Source organism: Variovorax sp. ISS6 (genome assembly GCF_056523145.1).
Genome location: NZ_JAWRZC010000001.1, coordinates 3,047,356 through 3,067,917, shown reverse-complemented (window position 1 = coordinate 3,067,917; position 20,562 = coordinate 3,047,356). Strand labels below are relative to the sequence as shown.

Sequence of the window (20,562 nt, the reverse complement as noted above, 5' to 3'; positions counted from 1 at the left end):
TCCTAGTTCGCGGCGGCCGGGTCGATGGCCAGGAAGCGCGAGAGTTCGTCGTTGTTGCGCACGCCGGCAGCGGCCACCGCGCGTTGCACCACGCGCATCATTCGCGGGTTGTGCGCCGGGTCGCGCTGGTCGGCATCGGGCCATTGGTAGGGCGGCAGGCCGCGCTCGCGCGCCACGGCCTCGGTCTCCTCGCCGAGTGCCTGCAGGATGCGCAGCATCAGCGCATGGCCGCGCCATATCTCGTCGCGCACCACGGGCGTTCCATCGGCGAAGCGGCGCGCGCGCAATTCGTCGGGCAGCGCCATCGGCGGCTCGCCGGCCTTCGCCAGCTCGGCCAGCCGGTTCCAGAAATGCCGCACGTCGTAGGGATTGGGATTGGCGAACACGCGCGCGCGCAGTTCGGCCGGCGTGGCCGGCAGCGGCGTGCTCCACAAGGTGGGGTTGCGCCGGTTCTCGGCCAGCGTCACCCACTCGGCCCACTTCGCCATGCCCTCGAGGTACCAGCTGGCGCGGAACATCGCATGGCCGTACTGGAACAGGTGGAACAGCTCGTGCGGGATCAGGTAGTCCTTCACCCGCTCGTGGTTGCCCGCGAGCGCGGCATTGATGGCGATCGAGAGCGTGCAGCGGTCGGCGCGCGCGCGGCTGTCGGGGTAGCGGATCACGGCCGAGAACGAAAGCCCGCGCTTGTCCGCGACGCCGGGGCTGTAGGCATCGAAGTTCAGCAGGTCGATGTCGATGGTCTCGGCCTGCCGGAAGCGCGGGCTGCGCAGCGGATCGCGAAAGCCGTTGGCCAGGTAGATGCGGCGCACGGTGTCCAGGTGCAACGCGGCGTCCTCGACCATGTCGGGCACGCCGTTGCCGTTGAGGTCGACGCCGGTGTAGAGCGCATGCGGCCCGTCGAGCGCATAGAAGACGCGGATGCCGTTGAACTCGTGGCGCTGCGTCAGCGCCAGCCGGTGCGCATTCTTCGAGATGCGGCAGCCCGCGCCTTCGGGCCCCTGCTGCAGGCCCGGTTCGCGGTCGGCCTGGTCCTGCGCGCGCGCAGCGCCCGGCAGCAAGCCAAGGAACAGGCCCCACAGCACCGACAGGGCCAGCACGGCCTGCATGCGACGCACCCGTGTCACCGCGGCGCCGCGCCGGCCAGGGCGTTCCACAGCAGGCGGTCCATCTCGCTGGCCGGGCCCGCGGGCAGGTCGGCCGACAGCATCGCGCGCAGCTCGCCGCGGCCATAGGCGGCGGCGGGCACGGCCTCGACGGCATGGATGTTTTCGAGCGGCCGCCGCCGCACCCCCTGGAACAGCAGCGCATGCGCGAGCGAACAGTGCGAACGCAGCCGCTTCGGAAAGCCGAACCAGTTCTCGCGGATCGCCTGGGTCTGCAGCCCCAGCGTGTTGGCATAGCAGCCCATGGCCTCGGGCGAGCCGACCGCGAACTGGTCGCCGGCATAGAGCGTCTTGGTCACCGCGAGGTGGTTGAAGAACAGCACGCGCTGGCGGCGGCAGGCCTCGGCCATGCCGGCCCAGTCGGGCGCGGCCGTGCCGGCGCGGAAGGCACGGTCGGGCCGGATGCGGATCACCAGGTCGTAGTCGCCACCGTCCTGCAGCATCAGGCGGTGCGCCTCCTGGATCTTGTAGAACATCTTGAGCTGGTTGTTCGCATCGTTCTCGAACTCGGGCCGCCGGTGGCTCTCGATCGCCACCACCGCGTCGGCGCCGTACACCGCGCGCAGGTCCGCTTCGCCGAGCGTCGACGACACCTCGAGCCTGGCGAAGAAGTTCGGATAGGCCTTCTTCATCGCGGCCAGCCCGTAGCGGAAACCGGCCTGCCGGTAGGCCTCGGCGAAGGGCGCGAACTTGAAGATCCGGTCCACGCCGTTGCCCGACATCGGATCGGGGAAGCGCCAGCCCGTGTCCTCCCAGGTATGGACGAAGTACTTCACCTGGTGGCCGTCCAGGCCCAGGTGCTTCCAGGTCTGGAAGGCGGCCGCGTAGCCGCGCATCTGGCCCGATACGCACACGGCGATGCGCAGCGGCGCGCCAGTGGCCGGCGCGGTTGCATCGGAGCGTGCCGCGCCCGACTCGAAGGCGCGCGCGATCCTCGCGCTGGCACGCGCCTGCCTCGCCTGCTTGCCGCCCTCGGCCGGCGGCAGGTGGCGCACCTGCGCGAGGATGCGCTCGTACAGCGCCTCGTCGAACAGGCCGTAGCCCAGGATCAGCAGCCGGCAGATCGCCGCGTCGCTCAGGCAGCGCAGGCCTTGCGGGTCCTCCAGCAGGTCGTTCGCGAAGGCGCGCAGCAGCGCGCCGTTCGCGGGCAGCACGCTCTGGAAGAAGCGGCACAGCGTCTCGTGGTCGCAGCTCTGGAACAGTTCGACCAGCATCTCGCGCCGCAGGTCGTCGCCATAGCCGCGGAAGCCCTCGACCGCGAGCATCAGCGCGGTGCGGTCGCGCGGCTCGGCGAATTCCCCGTGCTCGAACAGCGGCCGCGCCACGCCGGCCAGGCTGCGGTAGCTCGCGCCCTGGTGGCGCTTGAGGCCCGCGAGGAAGCTCGCGAAGGCGAAGGGAAAGGCCTCGAGGGTCCGGGCCAGCCGGGCCGCATGGCCATCGATCTGGCCCGCGATCATCTGCACCGCGCCCGCATCCATCTCGCCCTTGGCGGGAAAGTGGCGCGCCCAGATCTCGCCGCCGCGCAGCTCGAGCGCCGCCGCGACGTTGCCCGACAGCACCAGCGCCTCGTGGTAGCGCAGCACGATCTCCTTCTCGAAGGCATGGCCCTCGCCGAGGGCGCGGCGCAGCCGGTAGAGGCTCAGCTCATGCTGGTCCGCGCGCGTGAAGGCCGCCAGCGCGGCCTCCATGTCGGCGACCGAGGTCCAGGCCTCGGAAGCGATCGCGTCGAGCGGAGCGTCTTCCCGCCACATCGCTCAGGCCGCCAGCGCCGCGGTTTCGGCCTCGCGCACCACCGGCAGCCAAGGCGTGGTCAGCATGCCGATCGGCGGCGGCGTCTCCAGGCTCATCAGCAGGTGGGCGCGGCTCGAGGGCTGGTTGCTGCGGTTCACGGCGCGGTGGTTCACGTCCACGCGCACCAGCCAGGCCGAGCCGTCGGCGGGCAGGTGCACGCTCTCGATGCTGCCGTCGGCGCGCTGCCATTCGAAGAAGCAGTTGGGGTTGGTGATGATCGGCACGTGCAGGCGCCAGGCCTCGCGCACGGCATCGGTGTGCAGCGGCATCTCGTCGCCTTCGCTCTCGAGCTGCATGATTCGCGCGCGAAAGGGCTTGAGGCCACGCGCGGACAGCGCGTCCATCACCTCGGCGAGGCTGCCCGAGCAGGCGTCGGTGGGCTGCGTGCCGCGGCTGGGCATGGCGGCATTGGGGTTGATGCGGCGGATGCCGTCGATCAGCGTGCCGTCGCGGCTGGTCACGGCCCAGCCGATGTAGTCGACGCGGTTGTCGCGGTAGGGCGTCGACGGCAGCGTCTTCACGTGGTGGAGGAAATGCGCGCGCAGCGCGTCGATGTCGATCTTGAAGTTCGCCAGCCGGGCGAACATGACGTCCTTGGATTGCTTCACGGTCTCTCTCCTCGGTTCCCTGGATGAATGGCCATCGCAAGCGATGGCGCCGACCCGCGCGCGGCGGGCGATGCGCAATGGCTGCGCAGGCGCTGCACGGCAAAGCGCAGCGCGGCCCGGGCACGAGGCCGGACCTAGGCGAGGGAGGAGGAAAGGCGCGGCGGCCGCTTCGGCGGCGCGAAGAAGGTCGAGGAGGAGAAGAAGGCGAAGGACAGCGGCAGCACGCTGCTCAGCGTGATCAGGTCGATCGCGTAGCCCTCGAACAGGACCTCGATACCGTGCCCGAGGTCCGCGTCGTCGGCGGACGCCGAGGCGGACACCGACGTGCCCGCACCGCGCGGATAGTCATCGGAGGAGGCCGAAGCATCGGACCACAGGGTCTGCGCGACGAGGTCGCGGTGCATGCCCGCCTCGACGAGGATTTGCGCGAACACCACCACGGCCTGACAGCACAGAAGGACCGCGAGGACGAACGCAACGAGCGAGCGGGACATGACCGCCAAATCTTAGCGGCAGATACTCCACCTCGGAAACAATTCGTTCACCTTTACAACGGTGTTTGGCGCAATGAGAACTACGGTTTTCGGTAGCTTCTCGCGCCTTTCGCGACGCGTCGCACCGGCAACTCGCCGGCCTGCGGCAGGCGTTCGCGCAGGAAGTCGATCAGCGCCTGTGCCGCCACGTTGCGCATCGGCCCCGGCAGATAGGCCAGCACCACGCGGCGTTCGACGCGCGGCTTCGACAGCGCCAGCACGACCAGTTCGGGATCGCGCAGCGAGGCCGTGTACAGCCGCGGCATCAGCCCCAGCGCCTGGCCGCCGCGCACCAGCGCATAGAGGGTTTCGGAATAGCTCACGCGCAAGGGCTCGAGCCCCTGCGCGAACTGCGCGCGCGCGGGATTGCCGAGCGCCGGCATGCTGCCGCTCTCGAACAGCACCAGCCGCTCGCGGCCGATGCGTTCCCACTCCGTCTCGCCGGCCGCGGCCAGCGCATGGTCGCGCCGCACCACCAGCACCAGCGGGTCGCGGAACAGGTCCACGCATTCGAGCCCGCCCGGCGGCTCGGTGATGGCGGCCACCGCCATGTCGAGCTGGCCGCTGCGCAACTCCGCCAGCAGCGTGGTCGAGGGTGCGTCGCGCCATGCGAGCTCGACCTCGCCACGGCCCGGCATGGCCGCGAACTCGGCGGCGGCCGCCGCCACGCGCGCGGCGGCCGAGGGGATCACGCCGATGCGCACGAAGGCCCGGCCGCGCCGCACCGTGCTCTCGATGTCGCGCAGCGCCACCTCGACCGTGCGGACCAGGAAGTCGGTGCGCGCCAGCACCTCGGCGCCCAGCGGCGTGAGCTCGACGCGGTGCGTGGAGCGCGTGAGCAGTTGCGCGCCCAGCAGCTTCTCGATCTGCTTGATGGCGTTGCTGAGCGCGGGCTGCGTGATGGCGAGGCGCCGCGCGGCGCGGCCGAAGTGCGCCTCCTCGACCAGCACCGAGAAGCACTGCAGCTGGCGCAGCGTGAGCGCGCGCAGCGGCAGCGAGGACGCGGCCGGTTCGGGTGCATCCGGAGGCTTGGGAGCGCGCGAAGAGGTGGCCATGCTTATAGATCGGGCGAATCAAATTATAGAAATTCAAAATTTTCCTTATCACCTCGCCCTCACTAGACTGGCCCGCATGACCGCCAGCCCCTCCGCCAGCCCGTCTTCCGCCGCCCACGGCTTCGACCTCGAAGCCCTGCTGCGCGCCATTCCCAAGGTCGAGCTGCACTGCCACCTGTTCGGCACCGTGCGCCACGAGACCTTCAAGCAGCTCAACCTGCGTGCCGGCTCGCCGCTGGCGGCCGACGAGATCGAGGGCTTCTACACGCGCGGCGAGAAACCCGTGGGCGTGCTGCGCGTGCTGCGCGCGCTCGACGCCGAGCTGGTGCGCGGCCCCGACGACCTGCACCAGCTCACGCTCGAATACCTGCAGGACGCCGCGCAGCACAACGTGCGCCATGCGGAGTTCTCGTGGAACCCGACCGGCACGGTGCAGGTATCGGGCATCCCCTATGCGCTCGCGCAGGGCGCGATCGTGCGCGCGATCCGCGATGCGAAGCAGCAGTTCGGCATCGACGGCCGGCTGATCGGCGCCATCGACCGCGAGGCCTCGCCCGCGGCCGCGCTCGAGATGGTCGAGTGGATGGCCGCGAACCGCTGCGACGAGGCGATCGGCATCGGCATCGACTACCGCGAGGTCGACCGCCCGCCCGAGCTCTTCACCGAGGCCTATGCGCGCGCCCGGCAGGCCGGCCTGCGCACCACCGCGCATGCCGGCGAGTTCGGCATGCCCTGGACCAACGTGCGCACCGCGCTCGACGTGCTGCGCGTGGACCGCATCGACCATGGCTACACCGTGGTCGACGCACCGGAGTTCGCGCGCGAATGCGCCGAGCGCGGCGTGCTGTTCACCGTGGTGCCGACCAACTCCTACTACCTGCGCACCCTGCCGCCCGAGCGCTGGGCGCTCGACCATCCGATCCGCCGCATGCCGGGCCTGGGCCTGCGCATCCATCCCAACACCGACGACCCGACCCTGCACAAGGTCACGCCCACGCAGGCCTGGCTGATGATGGTGCGCGACTTCGGTTTCGGCCTCGACGACCTGCGCGGCTTCATGCTCAACGGCCTCGACGGCGCCTGGATCGACGAGACGCAGCGCCGCGACTGGCGCGCGCAATGGAGCGACGCCTTCGACCACCTGCGCAGCCGCCTCGGCGATGCGCCCACTTCTTCCCAATCCCACGCCTGAAGCCCGCCATGAAAGCCCTGCGCCCTCCCCTGCTCGCGGTTGCGACGCTCTGCGCCGCCCTGCTTCCCAACCTCGCCCCGGCCCAGCCCGCCTGGCCCTCGGCCAAGCCGATCACGCTGATCGTTCCCTACACCGCGGGCGGCAGCGTCGACGTCAATGCGCGCCTCGTCGCCACGCGCCTGGCCGAGCGCCTCAAGCAGTCGGTGGTGATCGACAACGTGGCCGGTGCCGGCGGCGCCATCGGCGTGGCCAAGGCCGTGGCCGCCGCGCCCGACGGCTACACGCTGGTGGTCGGTCCCGACAGCGCGATCGCCATCGGCCGGCTGGTCAATCCCTCGGCCTTCCGCTTCGATCCGCTCAAGGACCTGGCGCCGGTCGGCCTGCTCAACACCGCGCCGATGGTGCTGGTGGCGCGCCCCGGCCTGCCCGCGAAGAGCTACGCCGACTTCGTGCAGCTCGCCAAGGCCGCGCCCGGCAAGTACAACTACGCCACCTCGGGCGTGGGCACCGTGCTGCAGCTCGCGATGGAACTGCTCAAGCAGCGCAGCGGCATCTTCGTGACCCACGTGCCCTACCGCGGCGGCGCGCAGATCGCCACCGACGTGATCGGCGACCAGGTCGACCTCGCGATGCTCGTGAGCACCAGCGCCATCCCGCACGTCAACGGCAAGCGGCTGCAGGCCCTGGGCATCACCGGCACCAAGCGGCTGCCCTCGCTGCCCGGCGTGCCCACCTTCGACGAGATGCCCGGCCTCAAGGGCTTCGACATGGTGAGCTGGACCGGCATCTTCGCGCCCGCGAAGACGCCACCCGCCGTCGTCGCGCGCATCAACCAGGAACTCGAGGCCGTGCTGCGGGAGGAAGGCGTGCGCACCAAGCTCGCCGAACAGGGCGCGCTGCCGGGCAGCGGCACGCCCGAAGCCTTCGGCCGCTTCGTGCAGGCCGAGTACGCGCGCAACCAGAAGATCGTGCAGACGGCCAACATCAAGGAATGAGCGCCGACGCGCAGGTCGGCTATAAGAGGCCGCACGCATGCCCCGCTCCGAACGCCTGCTCGCCCTGGTCCAGACCCTGCGCCGCCATCGCCGGCCCGTCAGCGGCCAGGCCCTGGCGGCCCAGCTCGACATCAGCCTGCGCACCCTCTACCGCGACATCGCGAGCCTGCAGTCCCAGGGCGCGCTGATCGAAGGCTCGCCCGGCCTGGGCTATGTGCTCAAGCCCGGCTACGTGCTGCCGCCGCTGATGTTCGGCCCCGAGGAGATCGAGGCGCTCGCGCTGGGCCTGCGCTGGGTGGCGGACCGCGGCGACAGGGCGCTGTCGGGCGGCGCGCACGATGCGATGGCGAAGATCGCCGCCGTGCTGCCGCCCGAATTGAAGCGCGAGCTCGAGGCCTCCGCGCTGCTCGTGGCCGTGGGGGCGAAGCGCGTGCCGGCCGCGGTCGAACCCGACCTGCTGCGCGCCGCGATCCGTGCCGAGCACAAGCTGCGGATCGGCTACGGCGATCCCGGCGGGACCGTGTCGCAACGCGTCATCTGGCCCTTCGCGCTCGTGTACTTCGAGCAGTCGCGCGTGCTCAGCGCCTGGTGCGAACTGCGCAACGACTTCCGCAACTTCCGCGCCGACCGCATCGTCGCCGCCGAGATGCTCGATGCGCGCTATCCCCAGCGCCGCCAGGCGCTGCTCAAGGCCTGGCAGCAACGCGTGCGCGAGAGCGGCCGCACGATACTGCCGGAATCTGACATGCCCTCTTCCTAAGCTCGCGCCATCGTTCATTCATCAGGAGATCGGCGTGAAGTTTGCATCCGTGCGTCTAGTCACTCAACAATTCGAAGCCCTCGTTGCGTTCTACGCGCGCCTGTCGGGCACCGAGGCCACCCGGCTGGCCGACGGCTTCGCGGAGATCCGGCTGGCGGGCGCGACGCTGGCGATCTCCGAGGAGCATCTCGTGCAGCGCTTCAACGCCGGGGCCGCGACGGCCGCATCGAACCGCTCGGCAATCCTCGAGTTCGAGGTCGCCGATGTCGAAGGGACTCTGGCGCGCATGGAGGAAGCGGCCGAGGTCGTGATGCGGCCGACCACGATGCCGTGGGGCAACCGGTCGCTGTTGCTTCGCGATCCGGATGGGAGTCTGGTGAACGTGTTTTCGAGGCCGGCGGGCTAGCGAGGGCCCTTCGGCGTTACACGCGTTACGGCCGAGACGTCCTTCGCCTGCCAGTCGGAGGACACGAAGCCCGGCCTTTTCTACGATGACGGCCAGATCCTCGCCCCTCCCATGAAAAGCCCGCTTCGCCTCCTGCCCCTCGCCCTGCTCGCCACCCTCGCAGCCACCCCCCACGCCCGCACCCTCTGCACCGCCATCGCGGACACAAAGACCGGTCAGTTCATCGTCCAGCAAGGCCGCTGCGACGAACGCGTCACCCCCGCCTCCACCTTCAAGATCGCGATCGCGCTGATGGGCTTCGACGCGGGCTTCCTCAAGAACGAGCACGCCCCCGTGCTGCCCTTCAAGGAAGGCTATCCGGCCTGGGTCGAAGGCTGGAAGCAGCCGACCGACCCACAGCGCTGGCTCGCGCTCTCGGTGTTCTGGTTCTCGCAGCGGGTGACCGAATCGCTGGGTGCCGAACGCTTCGCGCGCTACGCGAAGGACTTCGGCTATGGCAATGCCGACGTGTCGGGCGACCCGGGCAAGCACAACGGGCTCGAGCGTTCATGGGTCGCCTCCTCGCTGCGCATCTCGCCGCGCGAGCAGGTCGAGTTCCTGCGCAAGCTGCTGTCGAACCGGCTGCCGGTATCGCCGCACGCGATCGAGATGACGCGACGGTCGATGGAAACGACCGAGCTGCCCGAGGGCTGGACCGTGCAGGGCAAGACTGGCGCGGCCTACCCGAAGAAGGCCGACGGCTCGCTCGATGAAGCCCATGGCTATGGCTGGTATGTCGGCTGGGCCACGCGCGGCGAGCGCACCGTGGTGTTCGCGCGGCTGACGCAGGACGATCGGAAGCAGGCGACGACACCGGGCGTCCGCACGCGCGACGCGCTGCTGCCGGCCCTGCCCGCTCTGATCGGTTCCGCCGCGAGATGACGACGGCGCCGAGCCTCGGGCCGCGCAGCACGCGCATCGATCTGCTGCGTGGCATCGCGATCCTGCTGGTGCTGTTCCACCACTTCAACATCGCCTACCGGCTCGACGGCACCGTGCTGTCGCAACTTTTCGGCTGGGAAGCGGTGCGCGCGGTGGCGCGCAACGGCAACTACGGCGTCACGATGTTCTTCGTGATCTCGGGCTTCCTGATCACCTCGAACGCGCGGCGCCGCTGGGGCGCGCTGCAGGACGTGAAGGCGCGCGCCTTCTACGGCCTGCGCGTGGCGCGCATCGTGCCGTGCCTGCTGCTCCTGCCGGTCGCGGTCGACCTGCTGGCCTGGGCGGGCGTGGCCATCTTCCAGAACCGGGCGCCGGCAGGCGCGACCCCGTTGCCGCTGTGGCTGGTCAACCTCGCCTCGCTGACCTTCTGGATGAACGTGGTGGTCGACAGGTACGGCTGGACCAACTACGCGCTCGGCGTGCTGTGGTCGCTGTCGGTCGAGGAGGTTTTCTATCTCTTCTTCCCGATCCTCTGCGCGTCGCTGCGCCGGGAGCGCCGGCTCATCGCCTTCTGGCTCGCGATCGCGGTGCTGGCACCGGTCTACCGCTTCCATCGCCAGGACGACGAAGGCGGCTACCTCTATGCCTACCTCGCGGCCTTCGACGGCATCGCGATCGGTTGCTGCACGGCGCTGCTCGCGGACTCGGTCGTTCTCTCCGCGCGACTCAAGACGCTGCTGTCGTGGACCGTCGCGATCGCCATGGCATTTCTCTACCTCCGATGGCCGATCTCGCAGAGCCACGTGCTCGGCGTCACGGCGATGGCGCTGGGCACGGCGGTGCTGCTGGCGACGATGAGCGATCGATCCGCGGACGGCACGGCGCCCACGCGAGGTCGCTGGCTCTCCACCGCCTTCGGATGGTTCGGCCGCCGCAGCTACGAGCTCTACCTGTTCCACCTGATCGTGCTCGGCCTGCTGCGGACCCTGTTCCCACCCGCGCACGCGAGCGGCGGCGACAGGATGTGGCTGCTCGGCGGCTACCTGCTGCTGTCGATGGCGCTGTGCGATGCCATCGCGCGCTGCTGCAGCGAGCCGCTGAACCGCTGGCTGCGAGGCCGCTTGTCGGCTTCACGCGCCTGAACCCCGCGGCTTTTTTGGTGCGCCGCAGCTAAGGGAAATTCCCCGAACCACCCTTCCCGGTCGCTCCGAATAATCGCGCCAGTCAACCAGGGTACTTTCGAGTAACCCCCGGTTTTCCTGGCGCCACGCGGCCTCCGCGCGGCATCGGTCCCTGGTCATCGCCGCAGGAGTCGAATGTCTACCGAGCTGGTCGAATCGCCTTGGCAAAGCCGCGGAGAGCGGCAGCAGGATCGCCATGCCAAGAAGGACGCGGTGCTGCTGGCGGCGGCGCGGCTGTTCACGACCAAGGGCTTCCAGGGCACCTCGCTCGACGACATCGCGCGGGCCCTGCGCGTGACCAAGCCGACCGTCTACCACTACGTCGAGAACAAGGAACAGATCCTGTTCGAGTGCGTGCAGCGCGGGCTCGAGGCGCTGCGCGCGGGCATCCTCGAGGCGGCGCGGCGCGGGCTGCCGCCGCGCGAACGGCTGCGCGTGGCGATGGAGAACTACGCGGGCATCGTGACCAGCGACTTCGGCCTGTGCGTGATCCGCGTCGGCGAGGACCCGCTGGCCGAGCCCAGGCGGCGCGAGCTGCGCGCGCTCAAGGGCGAGATCGACACCGAGTTCCGCGCGCTGATCGAGGCCGGCATGGCCGAGGGCTGGATCGCGCGCGGCGACGCGGCGATGGCCTCGTACACGGTGGTAGGCGCGCTCAGCGGCATCGGCCGCTGGTACCGGCCCGACAGCCATCCGGCGCGCAGCCTGCAGGATGCCGTGCGGCACTGCATCGAGATGCTCATGCACGGCGTGCTCAGCGCCCCGACGGAGCTGCGGCCCTCGCAGAGCTCCGCGTCCTCGTGGTCCCAGTGGGGAGATTCCATGCCCAAGATGCGACGTGAAGTGCACTTCAACGAGCGCGTGGTGCGCTGCTTCGCCGAGCGGCCCGTCAACGTGGCCCGGATGCTGGCCGACGCGGTGCGGCTCTCGCCCGATGGCGAGGCGCTGGTCTGCGACACGCTGCGGCTGAGCTGGCGCGAACTGCACCATGCCACCACCAAGTGCGCGGGCGGCCTCGCACGGCGCGGCGTGCGGCCGGGCGACCGGGTGGCGCTCTACCTCTCGAACGGGCCCGAGTTCGCGATCGCGGTCTACGCCTGCGCCTGGCTCGGCGCGGTGGCGATGCCGGTGAGCGCGCGGGCGCGCACGGCCGAGCTCGAGTTCTCGCTGGCCGACGCCGAGGCGGTAGCCATCGTCTGCTCGCAGGAGCTGCAGGCGCTGGTGCCCTCGCCCGAGGCGCTGCCGCTGCTGCGCCTGCGCTTTTGCACCGGTGCCGCGCAGCCGGGCTTCGAATCCTTCACGGCACTGATGCAGGCCGAGCCGCTGGCCACCGCGCACGCGGCCGCCGAGGAAGACCTCGCGGTGCTGCTCTACACCTCGGGCACCACCGGCAAGCCCAAGGGCGCGATGCTCACGCACCTGAACATCGCGCACTCGGTGATGCACTTCGTGCACGCGATGAGCCTGGGCGAATCGGACCGCAGCATCGTCGCGGTACCGCTGAGCCATGTCACCGGGCTGGTGGCGCAGCTCTACACCATGCTGCATGCGCGCGGCTGCGCGGTGCTGATGACCCAGTTCAAGGCGGCCGAGTTCGCGCGGCTGGCGGCGGCCGAGCGCATCACGCACACGATCATGGTGCCGGCCATGTACAACCTGTGCCTGCTGCTGCCGGACCTGCAGGCGCACGACCTCTCGGCCTGGCGCATCGGTGCCTACGGCGGTGCCTCGATGCCCACGGCCACCATCGAGGGCATCGCGGCGCGGCTGCCGGGCCTCACCCTGATGAACGCCTACGGCGCGACCGAGACCTGCTCGCCCGCCACCATCATGCCGCCCGGCATGACGGCCGAGCACCGCGACAGCGTGGGCCTGGCCGTGCCCTGCGGCGAGATCTGCGTGGTCGACGAGAACGGCAACGAGGTGGCGCGCGGCGAGGTCGGCGAGATCTGGATCGCGGGCCCGATGGTGGTGCCCGGCTACTGGCGCAACCCGCAGGCCACGGCCAGCGAGTTCCGCGGCGGCTACTGGCGCTCGGGCGACATCGGCAGCATGGACGCCGACGGCTACGTGCGCATCCTCGACCGCAAGAAGGACGTGATCAACCGCGGCGGCTACAAGATCTTCTGCGCCACGGTCGAGAACACGCTGATGGAGCATCCGCAGATCGTCGAGGCCGCGCTGGTGGGCGTGCCCTGCGCGGTGCTCGGCGAGCGCGTGCATGCCTTCGTCTGCGTGAGCGAGCTCGACGAGCGCACCCAGGCCGCCGCCTTGCAGGCCTTCTGCGCCGAGCGGCTGTCGGACTACGCGGTGCCCGAGACCTGGACCATCGGCACCGAGGCGCTGCCGCGCAACCTCAACGGCAAGGTCATGAAGCGCGAGCTGCGCCAGTCGCTGCACGCGGCCCTGAGCTGATACGAGGCGCCTCCACCATGACAACGAAAAAATTCAAGGCCACGCAGCAGGGCATCGTGTCCGCGCTGTTCGCGCTGCTGTTCGCGGGCTTCGCGGCGTTCCTGCCGGGCTTCGCGCAGATCGACAACCTGCTCACGCTGGTGCAGAACGTGGCCTTCCTCGGCATCCTGGGGCTGGGCATGGCGGTGGTGGTGATCGGCCGCGGCATCGACATCTCGATGATCGCCGCGCTGGCCGTGCCCTCGGGCCTGCTCTTGCAGCTGGTGCAGAACGGCCATTCGCTCGGCTCGGCCTTCCCGATCGCGCTGGGCCTGGCGCTGGCCTTCGGGCTGGTCAACGGCTGGCTGATCGCCTATGCCGAGGTGCCCTCGCTCTTCACCACGCTGGCCTCGGGCCTCTTCCTCGCGGGGCTGGGCCAGGCCTACTTCTTCCAGCTCGAGGTGGTGCAGTGGCCGGCCGCGCTCGACCCGGCGGCCTGGCTGGGCCGCGGCACCCTGGCCGGGGTGCCGACGCCGGTCGTGATGTTCGGCGTGGCGGCTGCGGCCATGGCCTTCTTCCTGCGCCGCATGCGCGCGGGCGCCTTCGTCTACGCGATCGGCGACAACCCCTTCGCCGCGCGCGCCACCGGCCTGCCGACGCGGCCGATGGTGCTGCTGCAGTACGTGCTGGCGGCGCTGATCGGGCTGTTCGCGGGCGTGGTGATGGCGGCCTCGGTCAGCAGCATGCCGACGCGGATCTTCAACTCCACCATGATCTACGACGTGGTGCTGGTGGTGGTGCTCGGCGGCATCGGCCTGTCGGGCGGCCGCGGCGGCGTGTTCAACGTCGTGATCGGCACGCTGCTGATCGGCACCATGCTCAACGGCATGACGATCATGGACCTCTCCTATTCCGTGCAGAACATCGTCAAGGGCGTGGTGCTGCTGGCCGCGATCCTGATCGACTCCATGCTCAACCCGCGCAACGAAGAGACCGCGCAGCAGGGCGACATCTGATCCCGGGGTCCGCGAGCGGATCCACCTGTTTTCCGAAGCCGGGCGCCAGGCGATTTTGGCGTCATCCGAGACCACCGAAAAAAGGAGACATGCAATGCACTTCGTTCGCACACTCGCCGCGTCCGCCAGGCTCGCGGGCATCGCGCTGGCACTGGTTGCCGTATCGCAGCACGCGGCCGCGCAGGGCAAGGGCCTCGACGAGCCCTTCCGCGATGGCTACAAGAAGGCGCTGGCCGGCAAGACCGTGGGCTACATCCCGGTGGCCATGGGCTTCGACCTCGCGCAGGGCTGGTACAACGGCCTCAAGAAGGAGCTCGAGCCCGCCGGCATGAAGGTGGTGGCACGCGATCCCAACTGGAACACCAACGCCGGCGCGCAGGCCTTCACCGCGCTGATGGCCGAGAAGCCCGCGGTGATCGTGATCCACAACCCCGACGTGCAGACCTACGCCAAGCTGATCAAGAAGGCCGAGGAAGACGGCATCTACGTGGTGCAGATCAACATGCGCTCGGTGCAGCCCTCGACCGTGTTCGTGGGCGCCGACTGGGTCGACGTGGGCGAGCGCAACGCCGAGGCCGTGGTGCAGGCCTGCAAGGGCAAGTCGAACAAGATCGCCATCGTGCAGGGCGCGCCGACCGCGGCCACCAGCGCCTACACGCTCAAGGGCGTGGAGAACGTGCTGGCGAAAAATCCGCAGATCAAGGTGGTGTCGAACCAGGCCGCCGACTGGGACGCGGCCAAGGCCAAGGGCCTGACGCAGACGGTGCTCAAGCAGAACCCCGACCTGTGCGGCATCGTCGGCTTCTGGGACGGCATGGACATCGGCACCGCGGCCGCCATCAAGGAAGCCGGCCTGACCGGCAAGGTCTACCTCGCGACCTCGGGCGGCGGCGAGCAGAAAGGCGCCTGCGACCAGGTCAAGTCGGGCGCCTTCGACCTCGACGTGAGCTACGACGTGCCGACGCAGGCCGCCAACATGGCCGCCATGATCAAGTGGCTGGTGCAGGGCGGCATGAAGCCCGGCGCGGCCAAGCAGAACATCTACACCACGCTGATCCCGATCACGAAGGAGAACGCGGGTGCCGACGGCACCTGCTGGAAGCTCACCGCCGCCAAGTGACGCCGACGCCGGAGCCGCACCGATGAACGAGACGCTCACCCGCCTGCGCTACCGCTGGTGGCCCGACCACTGGGTCGGCGAGATCCTGTCCAAGCGCTGGACCGAGACCGCGATCCCCGTGCTGCTGCTGGTGGCGGTGCTGCTGGCCTCGGGCCAGCTCATCGGCAACTTCTGGTCGCCGGTGGTGCTGGCCGACACGCTGCGGCAGGCCGGCGAGATCGGCTTCATCGTGCTCGGCCTGGCGCTGGTGATGATCGTGGGCGGCATCGACCTGTCGGTGGGTTCCATCTTCGCGCTCACCAACTTCTGCGCGCTGATGTGCATGCACGTGCTGAAGTGGCCGATGGGCGCGTCGGTGCTGGCCACGCTGGCCGTCGGCGCGCTGCTGGGCGCGGTCAACGGCGTGCTGATCGGCTACCTGCGGCTGCGCGCCTTTCTCACGACGCTCATCACGCTGATCATCTTCCGCTCGTTCTACGAGATCCTGAGCCTGCAGTACTCGACCGCGATCGCGGGCTCGCTGCCCGACTCGCCGGCCTGGGACTTCCTGGGCAACGGCACCTTGCTGGGCCTGCCGACCGTGGCCTGGGCCTACGCGGCGGTGGCGATCGCGGGCCATGTGCTGCTCACGCGGCTGCGCGCGGGCTGGCACATCATGGCCATCGGCGGCTCGCGCCGCTCGGCCTACAACAGCGGCATCGCGGTGCGGCGCACCGTGGCGCTGTGCTACGTGGCCTCGGGCACGCTGTGCGGCGCGGCCGGCTGCTTCTTCGCCTCGCGGCTGGCCACGGCCGGCGCCGACATCGGCGTGGGCATGGAGGTGCTGGTGCTCACGGCCGCCGTGCTCGGCGGCATCAGCCTGGGCGGCGGGCGCGGCTCTGTCGCCAAGGCGCTGGTCGGCACGCTGCTGGTGCTGCTGATCACCAACGGGCTGACCTCGATGTCGGCGCCCGGCGGCGTGATCCGCATGGTGCTGGCCGCGATCCTGGTGCTGGCGGCCGTGATCGACGTGCGCTGGCTCAAGAACCGCCAGCGCATCATCAGCAAGGTCTACGTGAGCCCGACCTACTTCGCGCTGCCGCCGGCACCGGCCTGCAGCGGCGACGGCGCGGGCGCGGGCGCGGGCCCGAGTGTCTACGCGGTCAACAACAAGCTGCGCGACGTCACGCTGATCGGCCTGGGCAAGATCGAGTCGCCCGAGGACGTGATCCTCGACCGCGACGACAACCTCTATGCCGGCTCGCGCCATGGCGACGTGATCCGCTTCCTCGCGCCCGACTACGAGCGCATGGAGGTCTATGCCCACATCGGCGGCCAGCCGCTGGGCCTGGCCTTCGACCGCGAGGACAACCTGCACGTGTGCGTGGGCGGCATGGGCCTGTACCGCGTCACGCCCGGGCGCAAGGTCGAGCGCGTGACCGACGAGACCAACCGCAGCTGGACCTCGATCAACGACGACAGCCGGCTGCGGCTGGCCGACGACCTCGACATCGCCGACGACGGCCGCATCTTCTTCAGCGAGGCCACGGTGCGCTACGAGATGCACGAGTGGCCGGTCGACGGGCTGGAAGCGCGCGGCAACGGGCGCATCGTCTGCTTCGATCCGCGCGACGGCTCGACGCGCACCGTGCTGCGCGGGCTGCGCTTTCCGAACGGCATCGCGATCGCGAGCGACGGCCAGTCGATCCTGTTCGCCGAGACCTGGGGCTGCTGCATCAAGCGCTACTGGTTCGACGGCCCGAAGGCCGGCCAGGTGCGGATGGTGATCGACAACCTGCCCGGCTATCCCGACAACATCAACCTCGCCTCCGACGGCCACTACTGGCTCGCGCTGGTGGGCATGCGCTGCCCGGCCTACGACCTCGCGATGCGCATGCCGGGCTTTCGCCGCCGCATGGCCACGCGCGTGCCGGTGGACGAATGGCTGTTCCCCAACATCAACACCGGCTGCGTGCTCAAGTTCAGCGAGGCCGGCGAGATCCTCGAGACGCTGTGGGACCTGGGCGGCGAGAACCACCCGATGATCACCTCGATGCGTGAGCACCGCGGCCACCTCTACCTGGGCGGCATCTCGAACAACCGCATCGGCCGCTACAAGCTCGAGGGCGCCGACCCCGACTTCGTGCAGTACGAACGGCGCTGGAGGACAGCCTGATGCTCGACACCCTTCGCGGTTTCACCGACCGCCTGCTCGGGCGCGGCAGCGCCGCCATCACCGTGCCGGTGATGGACGGCGTGCTCAAGCCCAACCGCGCGCTCGACAACGCCGAGGTGGTGGCCGAGCTCGCCGACATCGACGACCTCGCGGTGGCCGAGGGCGTGCTGTGGATCGCGGCCGGGCCCGCGCTGTACCGGCTCGACGGCGGCGCGCCCGTCGAGGTGCGGCGCTTCGAGCGCCCGATCACCGCGCTGGCCGCGGCGCCCGGCGGACGGCTCGCGCTGGCGCTCGGCGGCACGCAGGTTCTGCTGCTCGCGCCCGACGGCGCCACCGCCCACACGCTCACGGAGGCCGGCGGCCGCGCGCTGCGCTGCGTCAATGCGCTGGCCTGGGACGAGGCCGGCCGGCGCTGGCTGCTGACCGAGGGCTCGGCCGAGCATGCGCCCGAACGCTGGTGCCACGACCTGATGGCGCACGGCACGAGCGGCCGCGTCTGCGCCTGGGCGCCGGGCGGCGGTGCCGCGCAGCAGCTCGCAGGCGGGCTGCGCCATGCCTTCGGCGTGCTGCCGCAGGCGGGCGGCACGGTGCTGGTCGGCGAGAGCTGGGCACATCGCGTGCTCGCGCTCGGGCCGAACGGCACCGCGCCGCGCGTGGCCGACCTGCCCGGCTATCCCTCGCGCATGGCGCCGGCGGCCGGCGGTGGCTTCTGGCTCAGCTGCTTCGTCTGCCGCACCCAGCTGGTCGAATTCGTGCTGCGCGAGGAGGCCTACCGCCGCCGCATGGTGGCCGAGATCGATCCGCGCTACTGGATCGCGCCGGCGCTCTCGTCGGGCCACAGCTTCCTCGAGCCGCTGCAGGGCGCGGGCGTCAAGCAGATGGGCGTGCTCAAGCCCTGGGCGCCGCCGCGCTCCTACGGGCTGGTGGTGCGCGTGAATGCGCAGGGCCAGGTCGTGTCTTCGCTGCACAGCCAGGTCGATGGCCGCCACCACGGCATCACCGCGGTGGCCGAGCACGCGGGCGCGCTGTTCGCGGCCTCGAAAGGCGGCGGCCGGCTGCTGCGGGTGCGCATGACCGCCGAGGAACAGGGAGCCGCGCGATGAATGCCCGCGATACCACCGCCGATGCCGTGGCCGCCGAGCCGGGCGCGCCCGCCGCGGTCGAGACCATGCTCGAGCTGCGCCAGGCCACCAAGAAATACGCGGGCGTACCCGCCATCGAGGCGGTCGACTTCACGCTGCGCCGCGGCGAGATCCACGCGCTGCTCGGCGAGAACGGCGCCGGCAAGTCGACGCTGACCAAGGTGATGGCCGGCGTGGTGCCGCTGAGCGCGGGCCAGATGCTGGTGGAAGGCCGGCCGGTGCAGCTGCGCACGCCGCTGGAGGCGCGCCACGAGGGCATCGCGATGGTGTTCCAGGAAACCAGCCTGGTCCCGACGATGACGGTGGCGCAGAACCTGTTCCTGGGCCAGGAGTCCTTCTTCAACCGGCTGCGCGGTGTCTACATCTCGGCGCAGCAGTTCCTGCAGTCGCTCAATTTCGACGTCGACCCGACCGCCACCGTGGGCATGCTCGGCGCGGCCAAGAAGCAGATGGTGGAGATCGCGCGCGCGGTGCTGCACAAGGCGCGCATCATCATCTTCGACGAGCCCACGGCCAGCCTCACGCCCGAGGAGAAGAAGTACTTCTTCGACCTGGTGTTCGACCTCAAGGCGCGCGGCGTGTCGGTGATCTTCATCTCGCACGCGCTCGAGGAGGCGCTGCTGCTGGCCGACCGCATCACGGTGCTGCGCGACGGCCGCCACGTCGTGACCGACGACAAGGCCAACTTCGACCGCGAGCGCATCGTGCAGGCGATGGTGGGGCGCGATCTCTCGCAGACGCTCTACGGCCAGAAGAAGACCCACGTGCGGCCGCAGGGCGAGTGCCTGCTGTCGGTGCGCAACCTGCGCATGGCGGCGATGGTCAAGAACAACTCGCTGTCGGTGTTCGCGGGCCAGATCACGGGCGTGTTCGGCCTGGTGGGCGCGGGCCGCACCGAGACCTTCAAGGTGGTGGCCGGGCTGATCAAGCGCGACTTCTTCCATGGCGGCGAGATCCTGCTGCGCGGCCGGCCGGTGCGCTACCGCGTGGCGCGCCAGGCGGTGCGCGACGGCATCGCCTATATCACCGAGGACCGCAAGTTCGAGGGCTTCTTCGAGACCATGTCGATCGCGCAGAACATCTACATGGGGCTGCAGGGCAAGCTGGCCGGCGCGCGCGGGCTGGTGTCGGGCGCGAAGGCGCGTTCGGTGGGCGAGCACTGGAGCCGGCTGCTCAATGTGCGCGCCATCGGCAAGGAGGTGAAGGTGATCGAGCTGTCGGGCGGCAACCAGCAGAAGGTGGTGATCGCCAAGTCGCTGGTGCAGGAACCCGACATCGTGATCTTCGACGAGCCCACGCGCGGGGTCGACGTGGGCGCCATCGCCGAGATCCACGCCGAGATCAACCGGCTGGCCGACGCCGGCAAGGCGGTGGTGGTGATTTCCTCCTACCTGCCCGAGGTGATGGCCCTGTCGGACCGCATCCTCGTGGCCAAGCAGGGCAAGGTGGTGACGGAGTTCTCGGCCACCGAGGCGACGCAGGAGGCGATCATGTACGCGGCGATCCACTGACCGCCGATCGCCCGTTCGGGCGCTTCAGTTCTTCTCGTCTTCCGCCGGCCAGTCGCGGATGTAGGCCTTGAGCATCTTGTTCTCGAAGTTCTGCGCGTCGACCACGGCCTTGGCCACGTCGTAGAAGCTGATCACACCCATCAGCATGCGCTTGTCCATCACCGGCATGTAGCGGGCATGGCGCTCGAGCATGATGCGGCGGATCTCGTCGAGGTCGGTCTCGAGGGTGCAGGTGACCGGGGCATCGTCCATGGCCTTGCGCACCAGCGTGCCGCCGACCTGGCCGCCGTTGGCGACGATGGTCACGATCACTTCACGGAAAGTGAGCATGCCCACGAGGTCGCCATGCTCCATGACGACCAGCGAGCCGATGTCCTTGTCCGCCATCGTCTTGACGGCTTCGGCCAGCAGATCGTCTGGCGTGATGGTGAAGAGCGTGTTGCCCTTGACGCGAAGGATGTCGCTGACTTTCATCGTGTGCTCCTCTCGGACTCTGTCTTTCCCGGCAACCTGCCTTTTTTGAATATAGCCCACAATCGGCGCCGACTCCCACGGCCCGGTATGCCGCTGTCACGCAGCGGACGCGACCCGGCCCATAGCGCCGCTCCAGAAAGGA

General features: G+C 69.8%; 18 protein-coding genes. 12 read left to right on the top strand and 6 right to left on the bottom strand.

What is annotated here, in order from left to right; translation table 11 throughout:
- Positions 1 to 2: 2 nt before the first annotated feature.
- The 5 genes from AC1HIL_RS13980 to AC1HIL_RS13960 all read right to left on the bottom strand — a co-directional run bounded on the left by AC1HIL_RS13980 (position 3) and on the right by AC1HIL_RS13960 (position 5,153).
- A complete protein-coding gene (locus AC1HIL_RS13980; protein WP_479672026.1) occupies positions 3 to 1,157 on the bottom strand; it encodes a hypothetical protein in 1,155 nt (384 codons plus the stop codon).
- Complete coding sequence (locus tag AC1HIL_RS13975) at positions 1,124 to 2,917, bottom strand: hypothetical protein (RefSeq protein WP_479672025.1); 1,794 nt, start codon at positions 2,915 to 2,917, stop codon at positions 1,124 to 1,126. Before AC1HIL_RS13975 ends, AC1HIL_RS13980 begins: the two co-directional genes overlap by 34 nt.
- A gap of 3 nt (positions 2,918 to 2,920) precedes the next feature.
- Positions 2,921 to 3,565 (bottom strand): aspartyl/asparaginyl beta-hydroxylase domain-containing protein, encoded by a 645-nt coding sequence (locus tag AC1HIL_RS13970; protein ID WP_082321981.1) that lies wholly within the window; start codon positions 3,563 to 3,565, stop codon positions 2,921 to 2,923.
- 134 nt (positions 3,566 to 3,699) lie between these two features.
- Positions 3,700 to 4,059 (bottom strand): hypothetical protein, encoded by a 360-nt coding sequence (locus AC1HIL_RS13965; protein WP_479672024.1) that lies wholly within the window; start codon positions 4,057 to 4,059, stop codon positions 3,700 to 3,702.
- A gap of 80 nt (positions 4,060 to 4,139) precedes the next feature.
- Entirely contained in the window at positions 4,140 to 5,153 is a 1,014-nt protein-coding gene (locus tag AC1HIL_RS13960; protein WP_057592433.1) for a LysR family transcriptional regulator, read from the bottom strand.
- A 76-nt stretch (positions 5,154 to 5,229) separates the two neighbouring features.
- On the opposite strand from AC1HIL_RS13960, the gene AC1HIL_RS13955 reads away from it, so the two are divergent.
- From AC1HIL_RS13955 to AC1HIL_RS13900, 12 genes are all read left to right on the top strand, one after another.
- The gene (locus tag AC1HIL_RS13955; protein WP_479672023.1) at positions 5,230 to 6,345 is read left to right on the top strand and encodes an adenosine deaminase family protein; all 1,116 of its coding nucleotides are present in this window, start codon (positions 5,230 to 5,232) and stop codon (positions 6,343 to 6,345) included.
- A gap of 8 nt (positions 6,346 to 6,353) precedes the next feature.
- Entirely contained in the window at positions 6,354 to 7,340 is a 987-nt protein-coding gene (locus AC1HIL_RS13950) for a Bug family tripartite tricarboxylate transporter substrate binding protein (RefSeq protein WP_479672022.1), read from the top strand.
- Positions 7,341 to 7,377: 37 nt separating this feature from the next.
- Positions 7,378 to 8,100 (top strand): helix-turn-helix transcriptional regulator, encoded by a 723-nt coding sequence (locus AC1HIL_RS13945; protein ID WP_479672021.1) that lies wholly within the window; start codon positions 7,378 to 7,380, stop codon positions 8,098 to 8,100.
- Positions 8,101 to 8,134: 34 nt separating this feature from the next.
- Positions 8,135 to 8,506: a VOC family protein gene (locus tag AC1HIL_RS13940; protein WP_422097613.1), complete on the top strand. Its 372-nt coding sequence runs from the start codon at positions 8,135 to 8,137 to the stop codon at positions 8,504 to 8,506.
- 111 nt (positions 8,507 to 8,617) lie between these two features.
- On the top strand, positions 8,618 to 9,427 hold the full coding sequence (gene blaOXA / locus AC1HIL_RS13935) for a class D beta-lactamase (RefSeq protein ID WP_479672020.1): 810 nt from the start codon (positions 8,618 to 8,620) through the stop codon (positions 9,425 to 9,427).
- Positions 9,424 to 10,569: an acyltransferase family protein gene (locus AC1HIL_RS13930; protein WP_479672019.1), complete on the top strand. Its 1,146-nt coding sequence runs from the start codon at positions 9,424 to 9,426 to the stop codon at positions 10,567 to 10,569. The genes blaOXA and AC1HIL_RS13930 overlap by 4 nt, the downstream gene beginning before the upstream one ends.
- A gap of 174 nt (positions 10,570 to 10,743) precedes the next feature.
- Positions 10,744 to 13,023, top strand: coding sequence for an AMP-binding protein (locus tag AC1HIL_RS13925; protein WP_479672018.1), 2,280 nt, complete (start codon positions 10,744 to 10,746; stop codon positions 13,021 to 13,023).
- Positions 13,024 to 13,040: 17 nt separating this feature from the next.
- Positions 13,041 to 14,018: an ABC transporter permease gene (locus tag AC1HIL_RS13920; protein WP_203205166.1), complete on the top strand. Its 978-nt coding sequence runs from the start codon at positions 13,041 to 13,043 to the stop codon at positions 14,016 to 14,018.
- 94 nt (positions 14,019 to 14,112) lie between these two features.
- Positions 14,113 to 15,138, top strand: coding sequence for a sugar ABC transporter substrate-binding protein (locus AC1HIL_RS13915; protein ID WP_479672017.1), 1,026 nt, complete (start codon positions 14,113 to 14,115; stop codon positions 15,136 to 15,138).
- A gap of 22 nt (positions 15,139 to 15,160) precedes the next feature.
- The gene (locus tag AC1HIL_RS13910; protein ID WP_479672016.1) at positions 15,161 to 17,293 is read left to right on the top strand and encodes an ABC transporter permease; all 2,133 of its coding nucleotides are present in this window, start codon (positions 15,161 to 15,163) and stop codon (positions 17,291 to 17,293) included.
- Positions 17,293 to 18,396, top strand: a complete 1,104-nt coding sequence (locus tag AC1HIL_RS13905) for an SMP-30/gluconolactonase/LRE family protein (protein WP_479672015.1) — start codon at positions 17,293 to 17,295, stop codon at positions 18,394 to 18,396. Before AC1HIL_RS13910 ends, AC1HIL_RS13905 begins: the two co-directional genes overlap by 1 nt.
- Positions 18,393 to 19,946 (top strand): sugar ABC transporter ATP-binding protein, encoded by a 1,554-nt coding sequence (locus AC1HIL_RS13900; RefSeq protein ID WP_479672014.1) that lies wholly within the window; start codon positions 18,393 to 18,395, stop codon positions 19,944 to 19,946. Before AC1HIL_RS13905 ends, AC1HIL_RS13900 begins: the two co-directional genes overlap by 4 nt.
- A gap of 24 nt (positions 19,947 to 19,970) precedes the next feature.
- Here the strand turns inward: AC1HIL_RS13900 and AC1HIL_RS13895 are convergent, their stop codons facing one another.
- On the bottom strand, positions 19,971 to 20,420 hold the full coding sequence (locus tag AC1HIL_RS13895) for a CBS domain-containing protein (RefSeq protein ID WP_057592415.1): 450 nt from the start codon (positions 20,418 to 20,420) through the stop codon (positions 19,971 to 19,973).
- Positions 20,421 to 20,562: the final 142 nt, after the last annotated feature.

Bases quoted from the DNA above. Each gene is read 5' to 3' on its own strand.
- AC1HIL_RS13950 (WP_479672022.1), top strand. From the start codon at position 6,354: ATGAAAGCCCTGCGCCCTCCCCTGCTCGCGGTTGCGACGCTCTGCGCC.
- blaOXA (WP_479672020.1), top strand. From the start codon at position 8,618: ATGAAAAGCCCGCTTCGCCTCCTGCCCCTCGCCCTGCTCGCCACCCTC.
- AC1HIL_RS13895 (WP_057592415.1), bottom strand. From the start codon at position 20,420: ATGAAAGTCAGCGACATCCTTCGCGTCAAGGGCAACACGCTCTTCACC.
- AC1HIL_RS13910 (WP_479672016.1), top strand. From the start codon at position 15,161: ATGAACGAGACGCTCACCCGCCTGCGCTACCGCTGGTGGCCCGACCAC.
- AC1HIL_RS13930 (WP_479672019.1), top strand. From the start codon at position 9,424: ATGACGACGGCGCCGAGCCTCGGGCCGCGCAGCACGCGCATCGATCTG.
- AC1HIL_RS13925 (WP_479672018.1), top strand. From the start codon at position 10,744: ATGTCTACCGAGCTGGTCGAATCGCCTTGGCAAAGCCGCGGAGAGCGG.
- AC1HIL_RS13900 (WP_479672014.1), top strand. From the start codon at position 18,393: ATGAATGCCCGCGATACCACCGCCGATGCCGTGGCCGCCGAGCCGGGC.
- AC1HIL_RS13945 (WP_479672021.1), top strand. From the start codon at position 7,378: ATGCCCCGCTCCGAACGCCTGCTCGCCCTGGTCCAGACCCTGCGCCGC.
- AC1HIL_RS13955 (WP_479672023.1), top strand. From the start codon at position 5,230: ATGACCGCCAGCCCCTCCGCCAGCCCGTCTTCCGCCGCCCACGGCTTC.
- AC1HIL_RS13965 (WP_479672024.1), bottom strand. From the start codon at position 4,059: ATGTCCCGCTCGCTCGTTGCGTTCGTCCTCGCGGTCCTTCTGTGCTGT.
- AC1HIL_RS13960 (WP_057592433.1), bottom strand. From the start codon at position 5,153: ATGGCCACCTCTTCGCGCGCTCCCAAGCCTCCGGATGCACCCGAACCG.
- AC1HIL_RS13905 (WP_479672015.1), top strand. From the start codon at position 17,293: ATGCTCGACACCCTTCGCGGTTTCACCGACCGCCTGCTCGGGCGCGGC.
- AC1HIL_RS13975 (WP_479672025.1), bottom strand. From the start codon at position 2,917: ATGTGGCGGGAAGACGCTCCGCTCGACGCGATCGCTTCCGAGGCCTGG.
- AC1HIL_RS13915 (WP_479672017.1), top strand. From the start codon at position 14,113: ATGCACTTCGTTCGCACACTCGCCGCGTCCGCCAGGCTCGCGGGCATC.
- AC1HIL_RS13920 (WP_203205166.1), top strand. From the start codon at position 13,041: ATGACAACGAAAAAATTCAAGGCCACGCAGCAGGGCATCGTGTCCGCG.